Origin of the sequence: Rhodococcus sp. 06-1460-1B (assembly GCF_002258475.1) — a bacterium.
In the GTDB taxonomy this organism is placed as follows: Bacteria; Actinomycetota; Actinomycetes; order Mycobacteriales; family Mycobacteriaceae; genus Rhodococcoides; species Rhodococcoides fascians.
On sequence record NZ_NOYS01000003.1, the window covers coordinates 1 to 19440 of the forward strand.

Sequence of the window (19440 nt, forward strand, 5' to 3'; positions counted from 1 at the left end):
GGCGTTGCATACTCCCGGTCATTCGCCGGGGTCGAGTTGTCTGTATCTGCCCGAGGCGGGTCAGTTGTTCTCGGGGGACACGTTGTTCTCCGGTGGGCCCGGTGCTACGGGTCGGTCGTATTCGGATTTCCCGACGATCATCGGCTCGATCCGGGATCGATTGTTCGCGTTGCCCGCCGAGACCCGAGTCAACACCGGGCACGGAGACGGAACGAGTATCGGGGACGAGTCCCCGCACCTCGAAGAATGGATAGCCCGCGGGAACTGAGGTTCGATGTTTCGCAGCACAGTGTCACCCATGCCCAGCAGCACAGTGTCAGCCATGCCCAGCTTGGGAGAAGTCTCTCCCGGCTGCCGGGGCGAGTCAGCCGGGGTTTGTCGGTGGCCCGAAGTAGGGTCCTGTCCGTGATCATCGTGAGTACGGACGGCTCTTGTCTGCGTAACCCCGGCGGAGCAATCGGGTGGGCGTGGGTCAATCACACGGGTCCGAGCAACTCCGGCGGCGAGCCCTCGGGCACCAACCAGGTAGCCGAGCTCCGCGCCTTGCTCGAGGCAGTGCTGGCCCACCCCGGCCCGGAGCCGTTGCTGATCGAATCGGACTCGCAGTACGCCATCAAGTGCGCGTCGGAGTGGCTGGCAGGCTGGAAGCGCAAGGGGTGGAAGACCGCGGGCGGCACTCCCGTGCGCAACCTCGATCTGGTGCAGAGCATCGAGCGAGCCATCACCGAACGCGAAGGGCCGGTGCGATTCCGGTGGGTTCGCGGCCACGTCGGCAATCACTTCAACGAAGCAGCCGACGCGCTGGCGGGCGAAGCCGCCCGCGCCATCGCGGCAGCCGGAGCGAACGCGGTGTCCGCACCGACCGAGGCTCGCAGCGGTCCCGTTCCACAGAAGGCATCCGTCCCCGCTGCGCCGCTCCCGTCCGAGCCGGAGATCGCCACCCTGTTCTGACGGCCGAGCCGCGCGCGGGCGTTCCGGATCAGCCGCGAGGTCTCATCCGTGCGTTGGGTAGTTCCGGTGCGTGCAACCTGGGCCCGGGGTAGCCCTCCACGGTGCCGAACTGACCGTTCTCGGCCTCGTACGCGGCCCGATACTCCACCACGTCCTCGTGGCTGCGGCCGACGAAGTTCCACCACATGACTATCTGTTCGCCGAACGGCGGACCGCCCAACAGGAGGATTCGAACCGGTTCGCGGGCGGGATTGTGGAGCTGCATCGACCGGTGCCCGGGTTCGAGGTAGCCGAGTTCGGCTGCGCCCAGATCGGTATCGTTCAGCGTCACCGCTCCCTGGTCGACGACAACTCCGTGTTCGTAGGACTCGTCGATCTCGACGCTGACCCGCGCCCCGGCGTCGAGCACGATCTCCGCTCCGAGCAGTGGCGTGTACGTCGACACCGGCGAGGTCTCGCCCAGAAGCGATCCGAGAAACACCCGAGCGGTCAGGCCGGGCCGGGTGATCGACTCGGGAACGTAGTGCTCGAAAGTCGGTGCCACGAAACGAGATACGGAGGGCAGTGCCACCCACAGCTGCATCCCGTGCAGGATGTCGGTGTCGGGTGTCGACACCTCGGAGTGGCTGATGCCCTGCCCGGCCGTCATCAGGTTGAGCTCCCCGGGCCGCACCATCGCATGAGATCCGACGCTGTCGCGATGTTCGATCTCACCGGAGAACAGCCAGCTGACGGTCTGTAGGCCGGTGTGCGGGTGCGGTGCGACGTCCATGCGCGAGTGCTCGGGCCCGTAGTGGTCTGCGAAACACCATGCGCCGATAAGGGATCGGTTCTTGTGCGGCAGGGTGCGGCGCACCTTCATGGCACGAGGGCCACCGAGTGGAACCTCGCGTGGGGTGAGGACCTGGATCATCAGTGCTCCCGAATGTCGGTCTGGGCGAGTCTGAGCTTGGTGCACAGACTGTCGAGTGTCCTGAGCTCGTCGGTGTTCAATGCATCGCCGACGTAGCGCCTGATGCGGGCGGCGTGTTTGCGTCCGATCGAGGCCTGCAGGTGCGATCCCGCGTCCGTCAGGCAGATCACGGTCCCGCGTTTGTCCGACGGATCATGTTCTCGGACAACGTAACCCATCGCTTCGAGCCGGTCGCACATCCGGCTCAGCGACGGTTGGCTGAGCAGGATCTCGTCGTTGAGTCGACGCAGTCGGAGTCTGCGGTCCGGGCTGGTGCTCAGGGTGAACAGCACGTCGTATTCGCGCATGCCGATCGGATCCCAGATGTCGTCGGCGGCGAACCGGCGCATCAGGGAGACCTGGGAGCGAAAGAGCGACTCCCAGGCTTTCACCGCCACCTCCGTGTCAGACGGCAACTGCTGGTTCCTTCGCAGCGCCCGCGGCCTTTTCTGCCAGCATCGAGGCGTGAGTCGGAGGATTCTCCGGAACGCCGGCCGGGCGTCGGGCAGCGAATTCCTTGCGCAGAACCGGTACGACGTCCTCGCCGAGGATGTCGAGTTGCTCGAGCACTGTCTTCAGCGGCAGGCCGGCGTGGTCCATCAGGAACAGCTGACGCTGGTAGTCGCCGAAGTAGTCTGCGAATGCGAGCGTCTTCTCGATGACCTGCTGCGGAGATCCGACGGTCAGCGGAGTCTGCTCGGTGAACTCCTCCATGCTCGGTCCGTGGCCGTAGACGGGTGCGTTGTCGAAGTACGGTCGGAATTCGTTCACCGCGTCCTGGCTGTTCTTGCGCATGAACACCTGACCGCCGAGACCGACGATGGCCTGGTCGGCGCGGCCGTGGCCGTAGTGCTCGTAGCGTTCCCGGTAGAGATCGATGAGCTGGATGTAGTGCTCTTTCGGCCAGAAGATGTTGTTCGCGAAGAAGCCGTCACCGTGGTAGGCGGCGATTTCTGCGATCTCCGGGCTACGGATCGACCCGTGCCAGACGAACGGCGCGATGTTGTCGAGCGGACGGGGAGTGGACGTGAACCGGTCGAGTGGCGTCCGGAAGTTTCCCTTCCACGTGACGACGTCCTCGGTCCACAGGCGTCGCAGCAGCTGGTAGTTCTCCAGAGCCAATGGGATGCCCTGACGGATGTCCTGTCCGAACCACGGGTAGACCGGGCCGGTGTTGCCGCGACCCATGATGAGGTCGACGCGTCCCTCGGACAGATGCTGAAGCATCGCGTAGTCCTCGGCGATCTTGACCGGGTCGTTCGTCGTGATCAGCGTCGTCGACGTCGACAGGATCAACTTCTCGGTGGTGGCCGCGATGTAGCCGAGCATGGTCGTCGGTGACGAGGGTACGAACGGCGGATTGTGATGCTCGCCGGTCGCGAAAACATCCAGGCCGACGTCCTCGGCATGCTTGGCGATGGCGACCATCGATCGAATGCGCTCGTGCTCGGAGGGCGTCGTCCCGGTGGTGGGGTCGGTGGTGACATCTCCGACGGTGAAGATTCCGAACTGCATTGCGTGCTCCTACCCGAACGACAAGTTCATGCGTTTGCATTGACTATGCCGTACAACCGGGGTGCGGTCCGGGTTATTTCCGTGGCGGTCACTGCACGAGCGACGCGGTTCCGGTGAGCAACCGCACGTCGTACGACTCGGTCGGGCCGTGCTGCTCGGTGGTTCCGCCGTGCACGGTGTACAGCACTGCGTACGAGGTGAACGTGACGTCCTGGCCGTCGTCCGTATCGATGTTGACGCAGGGCAGAACGACGAGCAGGTGGGTCCGGTTACCGTCCGAGAGGGTCTCGACGACGGTCCGCACCTCGAATCCCAGATCGGATCGGGTGACGTCGGTGGATTCCAGCGTCTCTCCACTGAGGACGAGCTGCGCCGCCCACACTCCGGCGGAGCGATGGGCGTCGACGGTTCCGGTGAGGTCGTCACCGCTGAAGTCGTAGTGGTTCGCTGCTGTGAAAGGCATGGTCACAGGCTATGCCTCGGTCGGTGAAAAAACTTCGAAAGAATTTCCCATCCGCTACCCATCCACCCGGCGACGGGCCCCGAATGGTCAATGAGACACCCGCTACTGCTGTCGCCCCCGACCGCCGTCAGTAGTGGGTGTCTCCCTTTGTGTTGCGTGGGTTTGTCGCATGGGTTTCAACGACACCGGTGACAGAGTCCCTTACCCCCTTGCTCCCCAGGAGCACGAAGTTGTGATGACCAAACTGCCTGCTGCGCGACCGTAGGCCCGTATTCGAGTTCGTTGGATGCACCGACGTGCCGCAGTTCGAATCGAGCGCGCGTCTAGGATTCGGAGATGCCGGCATCCAAGACCGAACTGTCCGCCGAACTTCGAGCGCTGCTGGGGCGAGACCGTCGCGATCTTGCTGCGGCACTGCTCACCTCCGCCTTCACGCCGGTCCTGGACGACATGTATCCGTGGGTGACCGGATCTCGGCTGGGTGAGGCGCTCGCCCGAGACGCCGGAATCCGAGTCAGTAACTGGTCGTGGAGCATCGGCCGCAATCCCGACGCCACTCTCGCGCGGCTGATTCTCGAGCTCGTTCTGCTGTGGGAAGGAGCCGGCCTGGCGTGCCGTGGGCTCGCGCTCGACGGTAACGAGGTCGTTCTCCTCGCTCGCGGTGAAGAGCTACTGCGAGCCGGGGATCCTGACTCTGTCCGCCGCGCACTCGCGTGACCGAGAGCCCAGTTCGCTGAGTCGACTGATCAGTCTGTCGGTATCGAGTCCGCTACGTCCGACGGCGAATTCGGTCAGCGGCACCACGCTGTGGAATTCGGTACGCACATCGCGGTCGTACAGGACATCTACGAGATTCGCGAAGCGCTGAGCCGCGAAGTCGTCCACGCTCGCGAGAGCCGGAATGTCGGTGATCGTCAGCTGCGGTGCTTTCTGGAGCATCTCGAGGTAATCGCCCGTCGAGCGGGCAGCGCAACACAGCTCGGCAAACGTTCGACCACCCGAGACGGGCTCCACGGTCCATGTCCCCGAGGCGAAGCGCGATCCACTGGCGCCGGCGGCGCGGTAATCGACGGGGCCGTCGACACGGACCACGTCGAGGCACTGCTTCAGTTTCTCGATGGTCGGGACGAACGCCGGGTGGAACAGCGGATTCGGTAGCAATTCGTCGGGCGCGTAATTCGAGGTGACGACCAGGACGACGCCACGGGCAAAGAGTGCGTCGAGCATCCGCGTGATGAGGCGGGCGTCTCCGATGTCGTGGACGTGAAATTCGTCGAAGCACAGCAGTGCCGCCGGAGCCGATCCTGTCGACAGGACATCGTCGATGGCTGCGTCGATGGAAAACCCGTGGCGAAAGTACGCCGCGTGGAGATCGCGGAAGAAGCTGTGGAAGTGCACGCGCTTCTTCGCAGAAGTGTCGGCCGCGGCGAAGTAGCTGTCCAGCAGCCAGGTCTTGCCACGCCCGACCGGACCCCACAGGTAGACACCTCTGTCGCCGGGTGTCGACAGCATGTCTGCCGCTGCGGCCTGGGCGTCGTCGAGCGTGAATGCAGCGTCGAAGACGTGTCGCGATGCGGTCGGCCTCATGTAACGAACCGTACGCCCCGCGACTCTACATTTGTAGAGTGCGTGTGTAGGGTCACTGCTGTGGACCGCCGCACCGCCATCGCCGACGCCGCACTGGGTGTCATCGCCCGAGACGGCTTGCGCGTGTTGACGCACCGGTCGATCGATTCGGTGCTGGACTTTCCGGCAGGGTCCACGTCGTACTACTTCCGCACCAAGGCCGATCTGCTCGCCGCCGTGGCTACCCGCCTGATCGAGCTCTCGCGGGCATCGTTTCTGGAGATCGTCGGAACCGAAACCGATGTTGCGACGGTGATCGCACGCTATCTCGACGCTGCGATCACCCATCGCATGGTCGAGCTCCGGGCCCGCTACGCGCTGATGCTCGATCCTGCGGTCCCGGCCGACATCAGGGCCGACTTGGCCCGTTCGTTCTTCTCACTCGAACGGGCCAGAGAACTGTTCGACGATCCAGCCCACGGAGACGGCTTGGTCTCGCTGTGCGAGGGACTGATGGCCGACGCGATTTTCGGCCGTGGAACCGCGAAAGGGGCTGCGGGACTATGGCTTCCGATATCGGTCTATCTCGCCGGGATTGCGTCTCAGAACGGGTAGCCGACTCCGGTGAGTTTCTCGCTGGCGTCCCACAGCTGGGCTGCGAGTGCGGGATCCTGGGCCATCTTGGTCATGCTCGCCGGGCCCGGCTTGCCGCGGGACTCGAACAGTGATGTGGGACCGCTGTAGGTACCGCCGCCTGCGACGTCGACTGCATAGAGTGTGGGAAGCGCTCCGGCACGGGCGGATTGAGATATGAACTTCAGTCCGATCGGTGCCAGGGCTGCCAGGATCTTGTTGCTGCCCAACCCGTCCGGGCTCGAGTAGAGCTCGGTCGACGAGATGCCGGGGTGTGCCGCATTGCTGGTGACCTTGGATCCGGCCTTGTCGATCCGACGCTGCAGTTCCAGCGCGAACAGGATGTTCGCGAGCTTGGAGTTCGCGTATCCACGTTGCGCGTTGTAGCCACGCTCGAGCTGGAGGTCGTCGAAGTCGAGCTTGGGGCGCTGACGGTGCGCGACCGAGGCGACGGTCGTGATCTTCGCGTCAGCGGCGAGCTTGGGGAACAGCAACCCGGTCAGCGCGAAGTGGCCGAGGTGGTTGGTGCCGATCTGGAGCTCGAACCCATCCTTCGTTTCGGTTCGCTTCGCCGGCATCATGACGCCCGCATTGTTGATCAGAATGTCGATCGATTCGGGAGCCGACTCGGCGTACTTGCGGACCGAACCGAGGTCGGCCAGGTCGAGGGTGGCCGTGTCGACAGTTCCGTTCGGGGCCTCCGCGCGGATCTTCGCCGCTGCGGCATCGGCCTTGTCCTGGTTGCGGCAGGCAAGCGTCACGTGATCGCCGCGCTTGGCCAGCTCCAAAGCTGTGTAGTAGCCGATACCGGTATTCGCTCCGGTGATGACAACGCGTTTCTGCTTGGTTTCGGGCACGGCAACAGGCTACCGGTCTGTTTTAGAATGCGCCGGTGAGTACAACAGAACCCGTTTTTCCGACGGGGATCGGAAACCCCGCGATGCGGGCATTGCGAGCTGCGGGATATACCGGTCTCGACGACCTGGCCGGGTTGCCCGCTGCCGAGCTCGCATCACTGCACGGAGTCGGACCGAAGGCAGTGAGGATCGTTCAGGAAGCGCTCGAGCGCACCGGCAGGTCACTGAGCTGAACGGTCACGTCCAATGTCCGGGACGGGTCAACGCCTCGGGTAGCTGTGTCGATCTGTCACCGAGCGCCGCATTGATCTGGAATTGCGTCGCGAAGATCGTCTCGCGCAGATTCGCACCGCGGAGATCGGCACCGCGAAAATCGGCCCCGATCAGGTCGGCCCAGCGCAAGTCGGCACCGCGCAGATTCGCCCCGATCAGGTACGTGCCCCGCAAGCTCGCACCGCGGAGGTCCGCACCGGCCAGCTTGGCCCCGATCATGTCGCGTCCGCGGTAGTTCTTCTTCTTGCCCGACACCTCTGCGCGCACCAGATCGCTTGCATCGAGCAGCGCCTCGTTGACCCGCGAGCGCACTGCGAAGACGTCGACCGACAACAGGACCTCGGGAGTCTCCGACGTGAGAGCGTCCAGCTCCTCGTACTCGTGGGTAAGCCGGCTGTGCAGGGATGCGGTCGATGTCCGGCCACGTGCATCTGCCAGGTACCAGAGCAACTCGTGCAGATCCCGCATGATCGGGAACACCGCGAACATCTCCGACGAGTTCGACGGCGTTTCTCGCCAGTCCCGTCCCGCGAACGTCGATTGCGACACTTTCTGCCCCGCACCGAAACAGTCGTACACCGTGCATCCGGGAAAGCCCTTCTCCCGAAGCGACGAGTGGATGCCGCAGCGCGAGTCCTGCTGAAGGTTGCGGCACGGTTCCCCGGCGGCTTTGTCGACGGCGAAATCCGACGACTTGGCGAAGGGCAGAGCAACGCAACAGAGTCCGAAGCAGCTGCCGCAATCGGCGAGCAGATTTTCGGGTGGGCTCATGTGCTCACTCTGTCCTTCGGGCGGCCGCAGCGTCAAACGAGAATCGTCACTCCGGACGTCGGAGGAGTGCGACGAGCTTCTTCGGGGCCCGGGTGCAGTAGCTCTCCGTGATCAACTCGCCGAGTTCCGTTCGATCCACCGACTCGTCGAGCAGCATGCCGATGATCTCGGGTCCCCAGCCGGGAGCGAAGAAGCCATCCCGCTTCGACAACGCGTCGAGTTCTATTCCGGAGGAACGGAATACGAGGACATGCGCCGGTCCGTCGGTCCCCGCCGCTGTTGCGAATGCCGGAGGAGTGCCGTCGACAATGTCGAGGACGTGGGCGAAGGTGCGGCCACGTACCCGCCATCGAGTACCGACCCACGCCTGCTCCTCGTAGGTCTCGGGCAACGCCAGACACATCTGTCGGACCTCGGGTTCCCAGTTCATTCGACTCCCTGTGACACATGCCGGGCTACAGTATTTCAGCGCGGGGCAGTTGGGCGCAGGCACTTGGAGGAGGCTCCATCCATGGTGAGACCCGAGTACGACGAGGTCGTGTCCGGTCTGCGCGGGGCCGGCTGCGTGTTCGCCGAAGAAGAAGCCGGCATTCTGATCGAATCTGCATCGGACAGCGACGATCTCGCCGCCCTGCTCGCTCGCCGTGTCGCAGGGGAACCGCTCGAACACATCGTCGGCTGGGTGTGGTTCTGTGGTCGACGCGTCGCCGTCGAACCGGGGGTATTCGTGCCCCGTCGGAGAACCGAATTCCTGGTGAATTGCGCTGCAGCACTTCAGCCGTCGCGACTACTGGACATGTGCTGCGGATCCGGTGCGGTCGGGCTGTCGGTCGGTGGCGTCACCGAACTACATGCCGCCGATCTCGACGAGGCGGCCGTGGAATGCGCCACGCGCAACCTGGCTCCCGTCGGGGGCGCGGTGTACCGCGGCGATCTGTACGACGCCTTACCACCGGAGTTGCTCGGATCCTTCGATGCGATAGTGGTCAACGCGCCGTACGTCCCGACGGCCCACATCGAACTGATGCCGCGGGAAGCGCGACTGCACGAGCCACGCATCGCGCTCGACGGCGGCGAAGACGGTGCCCGATTCCACCGTCTCGTGGCCGAGGGGGCGCCTGCATGGTTGGCCCCCGGCGGTCACTTGCTGATCGAAAGCAGTGCAGCACTGGCTGATTCGACTCTGCGGGCAGTGCGCGACTGCGGATTCCACGCGCGGGTGAACGCATCGGACGAATTCGACGCGGTGGTCGTGATCGCTTCGCGTACGTGACGAGACGAGTGCCATACACGGCCGGTTTCGGAGGCGCGTTTCGACTGTGCGTTTCGACTGTGCGTTTCGACTGGGGCGTTTCGTGGCATTCCCGAACGGATCCCGATAGAGAAAAGAGGCTGTTCGACCATGACTACTTTGCTGTTCGCGGTAACCGCTGCCGACCATTGGACCCTGAACGACGGAAGCAAGCACCCCACCGGGTACTGGGCCGAGGAGCTCGTCGAGTCCCATCGCACATTCGTCGAGGCCGGGTGGGACATCACGGTGGCGACGCCGGGTGGCAAGGCTCCGGTCGTCGACGAGGGCAGCTTGGCCGTCGACGCGAACGGCGGCGACGAGCAGAAGGTGGCGGACCAGAAGAGCTACCTGGCCTCGATCGAGTCGATCCTGTCCTCGCCCGCGAAGCTGGAAGACCAGAAGGCCTCCGACTTCGACGTCGTGTTCGTCCCCGGCGGCCACGGGCCCATGGAGGATCTCGCCGTCTCGACGAGCTTCGGTGCGCTCGTGGTCGACTTCCTCGATGCGAACAAGGTGGTCTCGGCGGTGTGCCACGCACCGGCGGCCCTGCTGCCTGCCGTCCGTACCGACGGCTCCTGGGCTTTCGACGGGTACGAGCTCACCGGCTTCACCGACGAGGAAGAGACCCAGGCTGGGCTCGCAGACAAGGCCCCATGGCTCCTCGAGACCCGGCTGCGCGAGAACGGCGCCAAGTTCGAGAACGCCGACGCCTGGTCGCCGCATGTGGTCGTCGACCGCAACCTCTACACGGGCCAGAACCCCGCATCGACGCGTCCTCTCGCGGAGAAGCTGGTCAGCGCCCTGAAGTAAGACGCCGTGGACGGTCGGTGTTCTGCCCACGGAGAACATCGACCGCTCGGGGAACATCACTACTCCTTTCGAAGTTGAGCCCCTATAGCTCAATCCTTTGGAGGAGAAGTGACCGAAACCGTTCGTGTCCCCGTACTGTTCCTGACCGACCCGATCGTCCTGCCCGGAATGGTGGTGCCCGTCGAACTCGACGAGGCCGCACGCGCCGCCGTCGACGCAGCGAAGGCAAGCAACGACGGCACGCTGCTAGTTGCACCGCGTCTCGAAGACCGCTATGCCGCTTACGGCGTTCTCGCCACCATCGTGCAGATGGGACGGCTCGCTGACGGCCGGCCGGCCGCCGTCATCAAGGCAACTCGTCGTGCGCACATCGGCCACGGGGTCAGTGGCCCCGGGGCGGCCCTGTGGGTCGAGGCCGAACCCGTCGCCGATACAACCCCGAACGACGACCTCAAAGCGCTTGCAGCCGAATACAAGCAACTCGTCGTCGCGATGCTGCAGCGCCGCGACGCGTGGCAGGTGATCGATTCGGTCAACAAGCTCACCGACCCCGGCGCGATCGCCGATACCGCGGGTTACGCGTCGTACTTGACCGACGTGCAGAAGCGGGATCTGCTCGAAACACCTGACGTGGCAACGCGTCTGACATCGCTGATCGAGTGGACCAAGGCTCACTTGGCCGAGGTCGAGGTGAACGACAAGATCTCCGGCGACGTCCGAGAGGGCATGGAGAAGACGCAGAAGGAGTTCCTCCTGCGCCAGCAGCTCGCTGCTATCCGAAAAGAACTGGGCGAGGACGAACCCGACGGTGCGGATGATTACCGCGGCCGTGTCGAGGCTGCGGACCTGCCCGAGAAGGTGCGCGAACAGGCGCTCCGTGAAGTGGGCAAGTTGGAGCGGGCCAGTGATCAGAGCCCCGAGTCGGGGTGGATTCGCACCTGGCTCGACACCGTGCTGGACCTGCCGTGGAACAACACCACGACCGACAACACCGACATCGATTCGGCGCGAGCCGTTCTCGATGCCGACCACCACGGCCTCGACGACGTGAAGGACCGCATCGTCGAATATCTGGCCGTTCGTGCACGGCGCTCCGAGCGCGGTATGCAGTCCGTCGGCGGACGCGGCTCCGGTGCCGTCATGGTGCTCGCCGGACCTCCCGGTGTCGGTAAGACCTCGTTGGGCGAATCGGTGGCCCGCGCTCTCGGGCGTACCTTCGTCCGTGTTGCCCTCGGTGGGGTTCGCGACGAGGCCGAGATCCGCGGCCACCGTCGCACCTACGTCGGCGCACTGCCGGGCCGCATCGTGCGGGCGATCGGCGAGGCGGGATCGATGAATCCCGTTGTGCTGCTGGACGAGATCGACAAGGTCGGTTCGGACTACCGTGGTGATCCCAGCGCCGCACTGCTCGAGGTACTGGACCCGGCGCAGAACCACACGTTCCGCGACCACTACCTCGATCTGGATCTCGACCTGTCCGACGTCGTGTTCCTTGCCACCGCCAACGTGATCGATCAGATTCCCGGCCCACTGCTCGATCGTATGGAGCTGGTGACCATCGATGGATACACCGAGGACGACAAGGTCGTCATCGCTCGGAACTACCTGCTTCCGCGTCAGATGGAGAGGGCGGCAGTCACATCCGACGAGGTGACCGTCACCGACGCCGCACTGCGCAAGATCGCTGCCGACTACACCCGTGAGCCCGGGGTGCGGCAACTCGAACGCTTGCTGGCCAAGGCTCTACGTAAGGTGGCGACGAAACTTGCGGGCACCACGGACGTGCTCGAGATCGACGAGCCGGATCTGGTGACCTACCTCGGTCGTCCGCGCTTCACCCCCGAGGCGCACGAGCGAACCGAAGTGCCCGGTGTCGCAACGGGTCTGGCAGTGACCGGGCTCGGCGGCGACGTGCTGTTCATCGAGGCGGCCTCCACCGAGGGCGACGCGGGCCTCACGCTCACCGGCCAGCTCGGCGACGTGATGAAGGAGTCGGCGCAGATCGCGCTGTCCTACGTGCGAGCGCACGCAGCTCGATTCGGCGTCACTGCCGAATCACTGGATCGCAGTATCCATGTGCACGTTCCGGCCGGGGCAGTGCCCAAGGACGGTCCTTCGGCGGGCGTGACGATGGTGACGGCCCTGGTGTCGATGGCCACCGGGCGTCCGGTGCGGTCGGACGTGGGAATGACCGGAGAGGTGACGCTCAACGGACGTGTGCTGCCGATCGGTGGAGTGAAGCAGAAGCTGCTGGCGGCTCAGCGCGCCGGGCTGAAGACGGTGTTCATTCCGGCACGCAACGAACCCGATCTGGACGACGTCCCTGCGGAGGTCCTGGAGGCGTTGGACGTTCGGCCGATGACCGACGTGGCCGACATCCTGGCGCTCGCGCTGGAACCGGCGGAAGCTGCCGCGGCAGCGTGAGGTGACGGCGACCGTTCTCGGGCTCTGCTTGACCTCGAGTTCGGTCGAGGTTCTACGTTGGTGTCATGAGCATGGAGATGACCGCGTGGAACCAGATGTATCGCACGATGAACAGCTCCGGCGCGCAGTCTTCGTTCTCCAAGGAGACTGCGCGTCGGATCCTGTCGTTCGCAGCACCGCATCGACGCGCCCTCGGCGGCTTCCTGGTGCTCAGCGTCGCGCTGGCGGTGCTTGCGGTGGCAACTCCGGTATTGGCCGGGCGGGTGGTCAACGCGATCGTCGACGGGCGAGAGCTACGCGTGGTGGTGCTGTTGGCCCTGGCTATCGCGGTGATCGCCATCGTGGACGCAGGCTTCGGTCTGATCAACCGGTGGCTTTCGTCCAACATCGGTGAGAGTCTGATTCTGGATCTGCGCACCGCAGTGTTCGACCATGTGCAGCGGATGCCGATCGCCTTCTTCACTCGCACCCGAACCGGCGCTCTGGTCAGTCGCCTCAACAACGACGTCATCGGTGCCCAACGCGCATTCAGCACCACGTTGTCCGGAGTCGTCAGCAACGTGGTGACGCTGGCTCTGACGCTGGTGGTGATGATCGGAATCTCCTGGCAGATCACTCTGCTCGCGCTGATCCTGTTGCCGGTGTTCGTGCTGCCGGCCCGTCGCATGGGTCGACGCCTCGCACGTCTGCAACGCGAAGCGGCAGCACACAATTCGGCGATGAGCACCCAGATGACCGAGCGTTTCTCGGCGCCGGGAGCGACACTGGTCAAACTGTTCGGGCACCCTGACCAGGAATCCGTCGAGTTCGCGGTTCGAGCCGCCCGAGTCCGCGACATCGGGGTACGGAGCGCGATGGTGCAGACCGTGTTCGTCACGGCGCTCACCCTGGTGTCGGCTCTGGCCCTCGCCGTGGTCTACGGACTCGGCGGCTTCTACGCACTCAGTGGTCGACTGGACCCGGGTTCGGTTGTCGCACTGTCCCTTCTGCTGACCAGGCTCTATGCGCCGCTGACCGCACTGGCGAGTGCCCGTGTCGAGGTCATGAGCGCGCTGGTCAGTTTCGAGCGCGTGTTCGAGGTGCTCGATCTCGTTCCTCTGATCGCCGACAAGCCCGACGCGACGGTGCTGACCCCGGGGCCGGTGGCCGTCGAACTCGACGACGTCCGGTTCGCATACCCGTCGGCCGACAAGGTGTCGCTCGCGTCCCTGGAGGAGGTCGCAACTCTGGATTCCCGTGGCGGCGAGGAGGTTCTGCACGGTGTGTCGTTCCGGGCCGAACCCGGTCAGATGGTCGCCCTGGTGGGTACCTCCGGTGCGGGCAAGTCCACGATCGCGCAACTGATCGCTCGGTTGTACGACGTCGACAGCGGCGCAGTGCGTCTCGGCGATGTCGACGTGCGGGACCTGACCGCCGAATCCGTCCGCAACACAGTGGGAATGGTGACTCAGGACGGTCATCTGTTCCACGAAAGCATTCGCTCGAATCTGCTGCTGCCGCGCCCCGACGCCACCGAGGACGAACTGTGGGACGCACTGTCGCGGGCCAGGCTCGCCGATCTCGTGCGTTCCCTGCCCGACGGGCTCGAGACAATCGTCGGCGAGCGCGGCTACCGCCTGTCCGGCGGGGAGCGTCAACGCCTGACGATCGCCCGGCTGCTGATCGCGCAGCCGCGGGTGGTGATTCTCGACGAGGCCACGGCTTCACTGGATTCGACGTCCGAGGCCGCCGTGCAGGCAGCGCTGGCCGAGGCGCTCGAGGGCAAGACGTCGGTGGTGATCGCGCACCGGCTCTCGACCATCCGAGCAGCGGACGCCATCCTGGTGATCGAGAACGGACAGGTCATCGAGCGCGGAACACACGACGAGCTCCTCGCAGCGGGCGGCCGCTACGAGGAGCTGCATCGAACACAGTTCGCGCACACCGTGCCAGCGGAGTGACCTAGGAAGGCCGGGAGCGCAGCCTGCGGAGTGACCTATGAAGGCCGGGAGCGCAGCCTGCGGAGTGAGCTATGAAGGCCGGGAGCGCAGCCTGCGGAGTGACCTATGACATCGGATCTGGGACCACGGTGGCCGGGTCGTTGTCGGTTGCGGCGGCCAGCATCGGGGTGAATCCGTCGATTGCGTAGTCGAGGGACAGTGGGCTCGAGTAGCCGAGAGCCGACGGTAGGTCGGTGCTGAACGATCCGATGTAGACGGTGCGGTCCTGCTTCACGACGTCGAGTGCGGCGATCAGCGGGTTTGCCTGCAGTTGTTCGCGGCTCTGCCCGGCGATGACGAGGACGTCGGTGTCGAGTCGACTGAGGTTTTCGGGACTGACCGTTTCGCTGGCGTCGGGGATCTCGAAGCCGAGGTCGGTGAAGAACAGTGCTCGGATGTCGTCTTTACCGAGGACGAGGTAGCTGCCGTCGTCCATGACGAACGCGAGTGTCAGTGCCTTGCCAGCGAACTGAGGGTTGTCGGTCTGGGTGGTCTCGAACTTCTGCTCGAGCTGGGCCGTTCGCTCGTCGGATTCCTGCTTCTTGCCCAGTGCCTCGCCGACCACGGCGAATTCCTGCTGCCACGTGGCCGCGGGGACGTCGTCGTATCCACCGATGTCTGCGATCGTCGGGGCCATCGCCGAAAGTTGGTCGTACTGGCCTTGATCGATGAACGAGTACGGTCCAAGGATCAGATCGGGTGACTGCGCTGCAATCTGCTCGAGGTTCAGGTCGGTGCTGCCGACCTCGGGGATCTCGGTGCCGCCCAATGCTTCTTGGGCCCACGGGCGCTGGCGGTAGTCGTAACTGAGATTTCCACGGGTGGCGACGGGCTTGACTCCGAGCGCCAGCGCGAAGTCCTGCTCGTTGAATCCGATGGTCACGACGCGGGAGGGTGCGGCGTCGATGACCGTCTCACCGAAGTGGTGCTCGATGGTGACGGGAAAGTTGGCACTGTTCTCGGAGTTACCTCTGGCAGTGGATTCGTCGCTGGACGAACAGCCGACCGCCAGTGCCATGACTGCGGCACCGGCGGCGACTACGTGGACGGTCTTCTTCATGGGGACTCCTCGCGCGTGTATTTGCGAGGTTAGCCTAACCGACCCATGTGCTCGTCCAGCACGCACCGGGTCGGACAATACGGTCAGCAGTTGGAAACGGCGGGCACTCCGGCGAACCGCTGATCGATCCATTCCAGAGCCTGCGGCAGGCCGAGTACGGCAGCGGTCAGGTGATCGTTGCTGGGTACCTGGACCTCGGTGACGTTGACCCCGGCCCGGCAGTAGCGTGCGATCGTGTTGTCGATCGAGCTGACCGGGATGAGCGCATCGGTGGGACTGTGCCACTCGAAGTACGGAGCTTTCGGCACACCGGGGTACATCTCGACGCTGTTCTCGTTGACGGCCGCGATCATCTCCGGGCTGTTCATCAGGTCCAACGTGCCCGCGACCTCCATCGCGCTCTTACCGGCTCCGGCGGCGATGATGTCGTTGGTGCATCCGTTCTGGATCTCGCTTTCGATCTGCTTGCCCAACGGGTTCAACTGGGAGCTGATCGGAATGCGTGTGGGGTACTCGCGCTCGAGGCCGAGCGCAGCGGCGAAGGCGAGACCGAACACCGGGTGGGGTGCGAAACCGAGATCGCGAGCCATGCGCTCGAGGTTCATCGGCGCACCGCCCGCGGCGCTGCCGACGATGTTCAGCTCGGGCGCGTAGTCGTTCTGCAACGCTGCTGCCCACGCCGTCGCCATGCCGCCACCGGAGTATCCGGCCAACGCAACCGGGCTCTGCCGCAGCTGCAGCGGATCGAAACGCTGGGTGGCGCGGATGCTGTCGAGCACGATCTGTCCGCCGAGCTTGGCTGCACCGTAGGCACTGTTGGGGCCGAGGTGATCGGCGATGACAACCGTCCAGCCACGCTGCAGAACGGCGTTCAGCGCGGGTGCCTCGCGGATCGCCAGATTGGGATCGTTGGACCAGAGCGCTTGTGACGGTGCACATTCGAGACCGAGTGCGTTGATGATGTGTTGGTAAGACAGCACCGGCCCGTTGGGGGCTTTGTTGCGCGGGACCAGCACGGTGTTGATCGCCGCGATGGGATTACCCGCCGAATTCGTGGAGCGGAACTTCAGCTGCCACACGTCGACGTCGAAGAAGCCGGGAGGTGGCGGCATCGGCCGGCTGGAGATCACGTCCCCCGGTGCCATAGCGGCGAGGTCGGCGGGCGGAGCGTAGAAACCGTCCGATATCGGCGTCGGAAACAAGGGCGCCGCAGCGGCCTGAGCTGGGCCGACAAGCGTCGAACAGAGAACGGCAACCGCCGTTATGCTGACAGCGCCTGCCAATTTGAGAACCCGCATCTGGTAAACCCCTCCATGCCTGAATCGAAACGGCGCGCGTTTCGACGATTCGGCAAGCCCCCGTAGAGCTGGCCCGCAACTCGATATAGCTATTGAACTGTGACTCGTTACGCTCCCCGGGCGACGATGAGCGCAACGGTACGCACCCGGTGATTCTATGGCAACCAAAGAACGGTTTTTCTGCCGGTTTCTGGGATTCGACAAAATTCGCCGCTGAAATACCGGCGTGGGCTACTCGGGAACGACGTCCGTCGGCGACTTGTCCGGGCGCAGTCCGCGCCAGCTCGGGTGACGCAGGTGGCCGGATTCGGTGGCCTCGTAGAACCGCACTTCTCCGACGAGAACCGGCTCCACCCATACGGCACCGCGCCTGTCGGCAGTGGGAAGCGTCGTGGAGAAAGGACTGTCCGACGTTTCCAGCGGAGCCAGCAGACCGGCGAGTGAATCGAGCGCGCGATCGTCGAAACCGGTGCCGACGCGACCGACGTAGCGAAGACCGTCGCCGTCGGGGATCCCCATCAGCAGTGAGCCGAATCCGCCGGAACGACGCCCCTGGCCGCGTCGCCAACCGCCGATCACCACTTCTTGCGTGCGCCAGTTCTTGTACTTGATCCAGGTGTGGGCGCGCTTGCCCGGCTGGTAGATCGAATCGGTGCGCTTGGCGACGACTCCCTCCCACCCCCGTTCCCGGCTCTCGGCGATGGCGTCGGCAGCCGAACCCGTCAACAACGGCGGCACCAGAACCGAGTCGAGGCCGGTGGTGAGCAGTTCCAACAATCGTCTCCGGTCGGAGTACTTCTTGCGCACGAGGGACGTGCCGTCGAGATGGAGCAGGTCGAAGGCGATGAACCGGATGTCGTCGCGGGCGGCGTTCTGTAGCTTCTCGAAGCTGCTGATGCCGTTGCTGTCGAAGACGACCACTTCACCGTCGATGACGGCGTCGTGATCGGCCAGGTCCTCGGCGAGAGACCCGATGGCTCCGAACTTCTCGGTGTAGTCGTTTCCGCTTCGGGTGCGCAGGGTCATCGAACCGTGAGTCAATTCCGCGACGATGCGGAAGCCGTCCCATTTACCCTCGAACGACCACTCGTCCTCGGGTAGATCGAGTATGTCGCCCGCGGTTGCAAGCATCGGTGAGATGTTCTTCAGCACCGGCTTGTCCGTCGGCGGGCTGTCCTTTTTTGTCGAGTGCTCTCCGGGTTGGTCCTTCATCAGGTGCATGAGCCATTGGTTGCCCTTGGTGCGGATGAGGGCGAACCTGCCGCGTGCTTTGGCTCCGTGCAGAACGACGATGACTTCGTCGTCTCTCCACTTCTCGAGTTCGTACGTTCCGCTGTCCCAGATCGAGACGTCACCGCCGCCGTACTCGCCCTTGGGGATTCGTCCGGAGAACGTCGCATATTCCAGCGGGTGGTCCTCGGTGTGGACTGCGAGACGGTTCTGCCCGGTCTCGACCGGGATGTTCTTGGGGACGGCCCACGACACCAGGACACCGTCGTGTTCGAGCCTGAAGTCGTAGTGCAGGCGTCGCGCATGGTGTTCCTGAATCACGAACGTATCGTCGTTACCCTGGGGCTCGGCGGTTTTCGGGATAGGCTCTGGAGTTCGGTCCGCGCTACGCATGCTGCGGTACTTGCCGAGCTTGTCCGTGTCGGAGGTGTCGTGCTCTTCCGCTGCCGGTTTCGGGTCGAGATCGGCCAATAGGTCTCCGGTGTCGTGGAACCGTTCCAGAACTTCCTCGAATCGAAGTTGTTGCAGCCCTGGCGATTCGAGCTCCTCCCAGGTTCGGGGGGCCGCGACGGTGGGTAGGGATCGGCCCCGAAGTGAGTACGGCGCAACGGTTGTCTTCTTTCCGTTGTTCTGACTCCAATCGACGAACACTCGACCCGTGCGCTTCGCTTTCGCCATCGTGGCGGTCACCCGATCCGGTGACCGTTCTTCGAGCAGGGTGGCGACGCGTTTGGCGACGGTGGATGCGCCGGACGTCGACAGCGGTTTGTCCAGCGGTACGTACAGGTGAATTCCCTTGCTGCCGCTGGTGACCGGGTACGCGGTCATGCCTATGTCTGCAATGAGGTCACGTATTTCGCAGGCCACCTCAGCGCATCGGGCGAGGTCGACGTCGTCGCCGGGATCGAGGTCGAAGACCATGCGGGTGGCAGGGCCGGGTTCGGTGCCGTCGAATCGCCATTGCGGCACGTGCGCTTCGATGGCCGCCTGCTGCCCGAGCCACACCAGATCCGCTGCGGTGGAGAACAACGGGTAGGTGACGACTCGGTCGGAGTGCTGCATGGATCGGCGGTCGAGCCAGTCGGGTGCGGATGCGGCGAGATTCTTCTCGAAGAACGAGGATTGTTCGACGCCGTTCGGCCATCGCTTGCGGGTCACGGCGCGTCCTGCGACGTGCGGCAGCATCGCCGGGGCGATGGCAGCGTAGTACTCGATGATGTCGCTTTTGGTGGTGCTGGTTTCTGGGAACAGCACCTTGTCGAGGTTGGTGACGGAGACCTTTCGGCCTTCGATCTCGAGCGTGGCCATCGTCTCAGGTTAGTGCTCGCCGTCTGAACCTGCGAGCAAGTTGTGACAGGCTCGAA

The 19440-nt window shown here is 64.5% G+C and carries 20 protein-coding genes; 9 read left to right on the plus strand and 11 right to left on the minus strand.

The window, feature by feature from the left end:
• Both CH268_RS00250 and CH268_RS00255 read left to right on the plus strand, forming a co-directional pair.
• A partial coding sequence (locus tag CH268_RS00250) for an MBL fold metallo-hydrolase (protein WP_141215057.1) occupies positions 1-268 on the plus strand: 268 nt, incomplete at its 5' end.
• Positions 269-405: 137 nt separating this feature from the next.
• The gene (locus CH268_RS00255; RefSeq protein ID WP_094661848.1) at positions 406-951 is read left to right on the plus strand and encodes a ribonuclease H family protein; all 546 of its coding nucleotides are present in this window, start codon (positions 406-408) and stop codon (positions 949-951) included.
• Positions 952-979: 28 nt separating this feature from the next.
• Here CH268_RS00255 and CH268_RS00260 read toward each other — a convergent pair whose 3' ends face one another.
• The 4 genes from CH268_RS00260 to CH268_RS00275 all read right to left on the minus strand — a co-directional run bounded on the left by CH268_RS00260 (position 980) and on the right by CH268_RS00275 (position 3881).
• A complete protein-coding gene (locus tag CH268_RS00260; protein WP_094661850.1) occupies positions 980-1864 on the minus strand; it encodes a pirin family protein in 885 nt (294 codons plus the stop codon).
• Positions 1864-2319: a MarR family winged helix-turn-helix transcriptional regulator gene (locus CH268_RS00265; RefSeq protein ID WP_176457800.1), complete on the minus strand. Its 456-nt coding sequence runs from the start codon at positions 2317-2319 to the stop codon at positions 1864-1866. Before CH268_RS00265 ends, CH268_RS00260 begins: the two co-directional genes overlap by 1 nt.
• Complete coding sequence (locus tag CH268_RS00270) at positions 2309-3418, minus strand: LLM class flavin-dependent oxidoreductase (RefSeq protein ID WP_094661852.1); 1110 nt, start codon at positions 3416-3418, stop codon at positions 2309-2311. The genes CH268_RS00265 and CH268_RS00270 overlap by 11 nt, the downstream gene beginning before the upstream one ends.
• An 88-nt stretch (positions 3419-3506) precedes the next feature.
• Complete coding sequence (locus CH268_RS00275) at positions 3507-3881, minus strand: hypothetical protein (protein ID WP_141215058.1); 375 nt, start codon at positions 3879-3881, stop codon at positions 3507-3509.
• 336 nt (positions 3882-4217) lie between these two features.
• On the opposite strand from CH268_RS00275, the gene CH268_RS00280 reads away from it, so the two are divergent.
• Entirely contained in the window at positions 4218-4598 is a 381-nt protein-coding gene (locus CH268_RS00280; protein WP_032369575.1) for a hypothetical protein, read from the plus strand.
• Here the strand turns inward: CH268_RS00280 and zapE are convergent.
• The gene (gene zapE, locus CH268_RS00285; protein ID WP_094661856.1) at positions 4551-5468 is read right to left on the minus strand and encodes a cell division protein ZapE; all 918 of its coding nucleotides are present in this window, start codon (positions 5466-5468) and stop codon (positions 4551-4553) included. The genes CH268_RS00280 and zapE overlap by 48 nt on opposite strands.
• Positions 5469-5528: 60 nt before the next feature.
• On the opposite strand from zapE, the gene CH268_RS00290 reads away from it, so the two are divergent.
• A complete protein-coding gene (locus CH268_RS00290; RefSeq protein WP_094661858.1) occupies positions 5529-6062 on the plus strand; it encodes a TetR/AcrR family transcriptional regulator in 534 nt (177 codons plus the stop codon).
• On the opposite strand, the gene CH268_RS00295 is transcribed toward CH268_RS00290, so the two are convergent.
• Positions 6050-6937 carry an oxidoreductase gene (locus tag CH268_RS00295; RefSeq protein WP_032382327.1) on the minus strand — a complete coding sequence of 296 codons (888 nt, stop codon included), beginning with the start codon at positions 6935-6937 and terminating at the stop codon, positions 6050-6052. The genes CH268_RS00290 and CH268_RS00295 overlap by 13 nt on opposite strands.
• Positions 6938-6972: 35 nt before the next feature.
• Between CH268_RS00295 and CH268_RS27500 the strand changes: the two genes are divergently transcribed.
• On the plus strand, positions 6973-7170 hold the full coding sequence (locus CH268_RS27500; RefSeq protein WP_032392717.1) for a helix-hairpin-helix domain-containing protein: 198 nt from the start codon (positions 6973-6975) through the stop codon (positions 7168-7170).
• A gap of 4 nt (positions 7171-7174) precedes the next feature.
• Here CH268_RS27500 and CH268_RS00300 read toward each other — a convergent pair whose 3' ends face one another.
• Positions 7175-7981, minus strand: a complete 807-nt coding sequence (locus CH268_RS00300) for a pentapeptide repeat-containing protein (RefSeq protein WP_094661860.1) — start codon at positions 7979-7981, stop codon at positions 7175-7177.
• 46 nt (positions 7982-8027) lie between these two features.
• Positions 8028-8411, minus strand: a complete 384-nt coding sequence (locus CH268_RS00305; protein WP_032389341.1) for an MmcQ/YjbR family DNA-binding protein — start codon at positions 8409-8411, stop codon at positions 8028-8030.
• Between the two features lie 81 nt (positions 8412-8492).
• Between CH268_RS00305 and CH268_RS00310 the strand changes: the two genes are divergently transcribed.
• From CH268_RS00310 to CH268_RS00325, 4 genes are all read left to right on the plus strand, one after another.
• On the plus strand, positions 8493-9254 hold the full coding sequence (locus CH268_RS00310) for a putative protein N(5)-glutamine methyltransferase (RefSeq protein ID WP_094661862.1): 762 nt from the start codon (positions 8493-8495) through the stop codon (positions 9252-9254).
• A 129-nt stretch (positions 9255-9383) separates the two neighbouring features.
• Positions 9384-10085 (plus strand): type 1 glutamine amidotransferase domain-containing protein, encoded by a 702-nt coding sequence (locus CH268_RS00315; RefSeq protein ID WP_027495228.1) that lies wholly within the window; start codon positions 9384-9386, stop codon positions 10083-10085.
• Positions 10086-10193: 108 nt separating this feature from the next.
• A complete protein-coding gene (lon, locus tag CH268_RS00320; protein ID WP_032389338.1) occupies positions 10194-12509 on the plus strand; it encodes an endopeptidase La in 2316 nt (771 codons plus the stop codon).
• Positions 12510-12574: 65 nt separating this feature from the next.
• Positions 12575-14449 carry an ABC transporter ATP-binding protein gene (locus CH268_RS00325; protein ID WP_094661864.1) on the plus strand — a complete coding sequence of 625 codons (1875 nt, stop codon included), beginning with the start codon at positions 12575-12577 and terminating at the stop codon, positions 14447-14449.
• Between the two features lie 103 nt (positions 14450-14552).
• Here the strand turns inward: CH268_RS00325 and CH268_RS00330 are convergent, their stop codons facing one another.
• From CH268_RS00330 to CH268_RS00340, 3 genes are all read right to left on the minus strand, one after another.
• Positions 14553-15548 carry an ABC transporter substrate-binding protein gene (locus CH268_RS00330; RefSeq protein ID WP_094661866.1) on the minus strand — a complete coding sequence of 332 codons (996 nt, stop codon included), beginning with the start codon at positions 15546-15548 and terminating at the stop codon, positions 14553-14555.
• 83 nt (positions 15549-15631) lie between these two features.
• Positions 15632-16846 carry a lipase family protein gene (locus CH268_RS00335; protein ID WP_094661868.1) on the minus strand — a complete coding sequence of 405 codons (1215 nt, stop codon included), beginning with the start codon at positions 16844-16846 and terminating at the stop codon, positions 15632-15634.
• A 231-nt stretch (positions 16847-17077) separates the two neighbouring features.
• The gene (locus CH268_RS00340; RefSeq protein ID WP_094661870.1) at positions 17078-19384 is read right to left on the minus strand and encodes an ATP-dependent DNA ligase; all 2307 of its coding nucleotides are present in this window, start codon (positions 19382-19384) and stop codon (positions 17078-17080) included.
• Positions 19385-19440 lie beyond the last annotated feature (56 nt).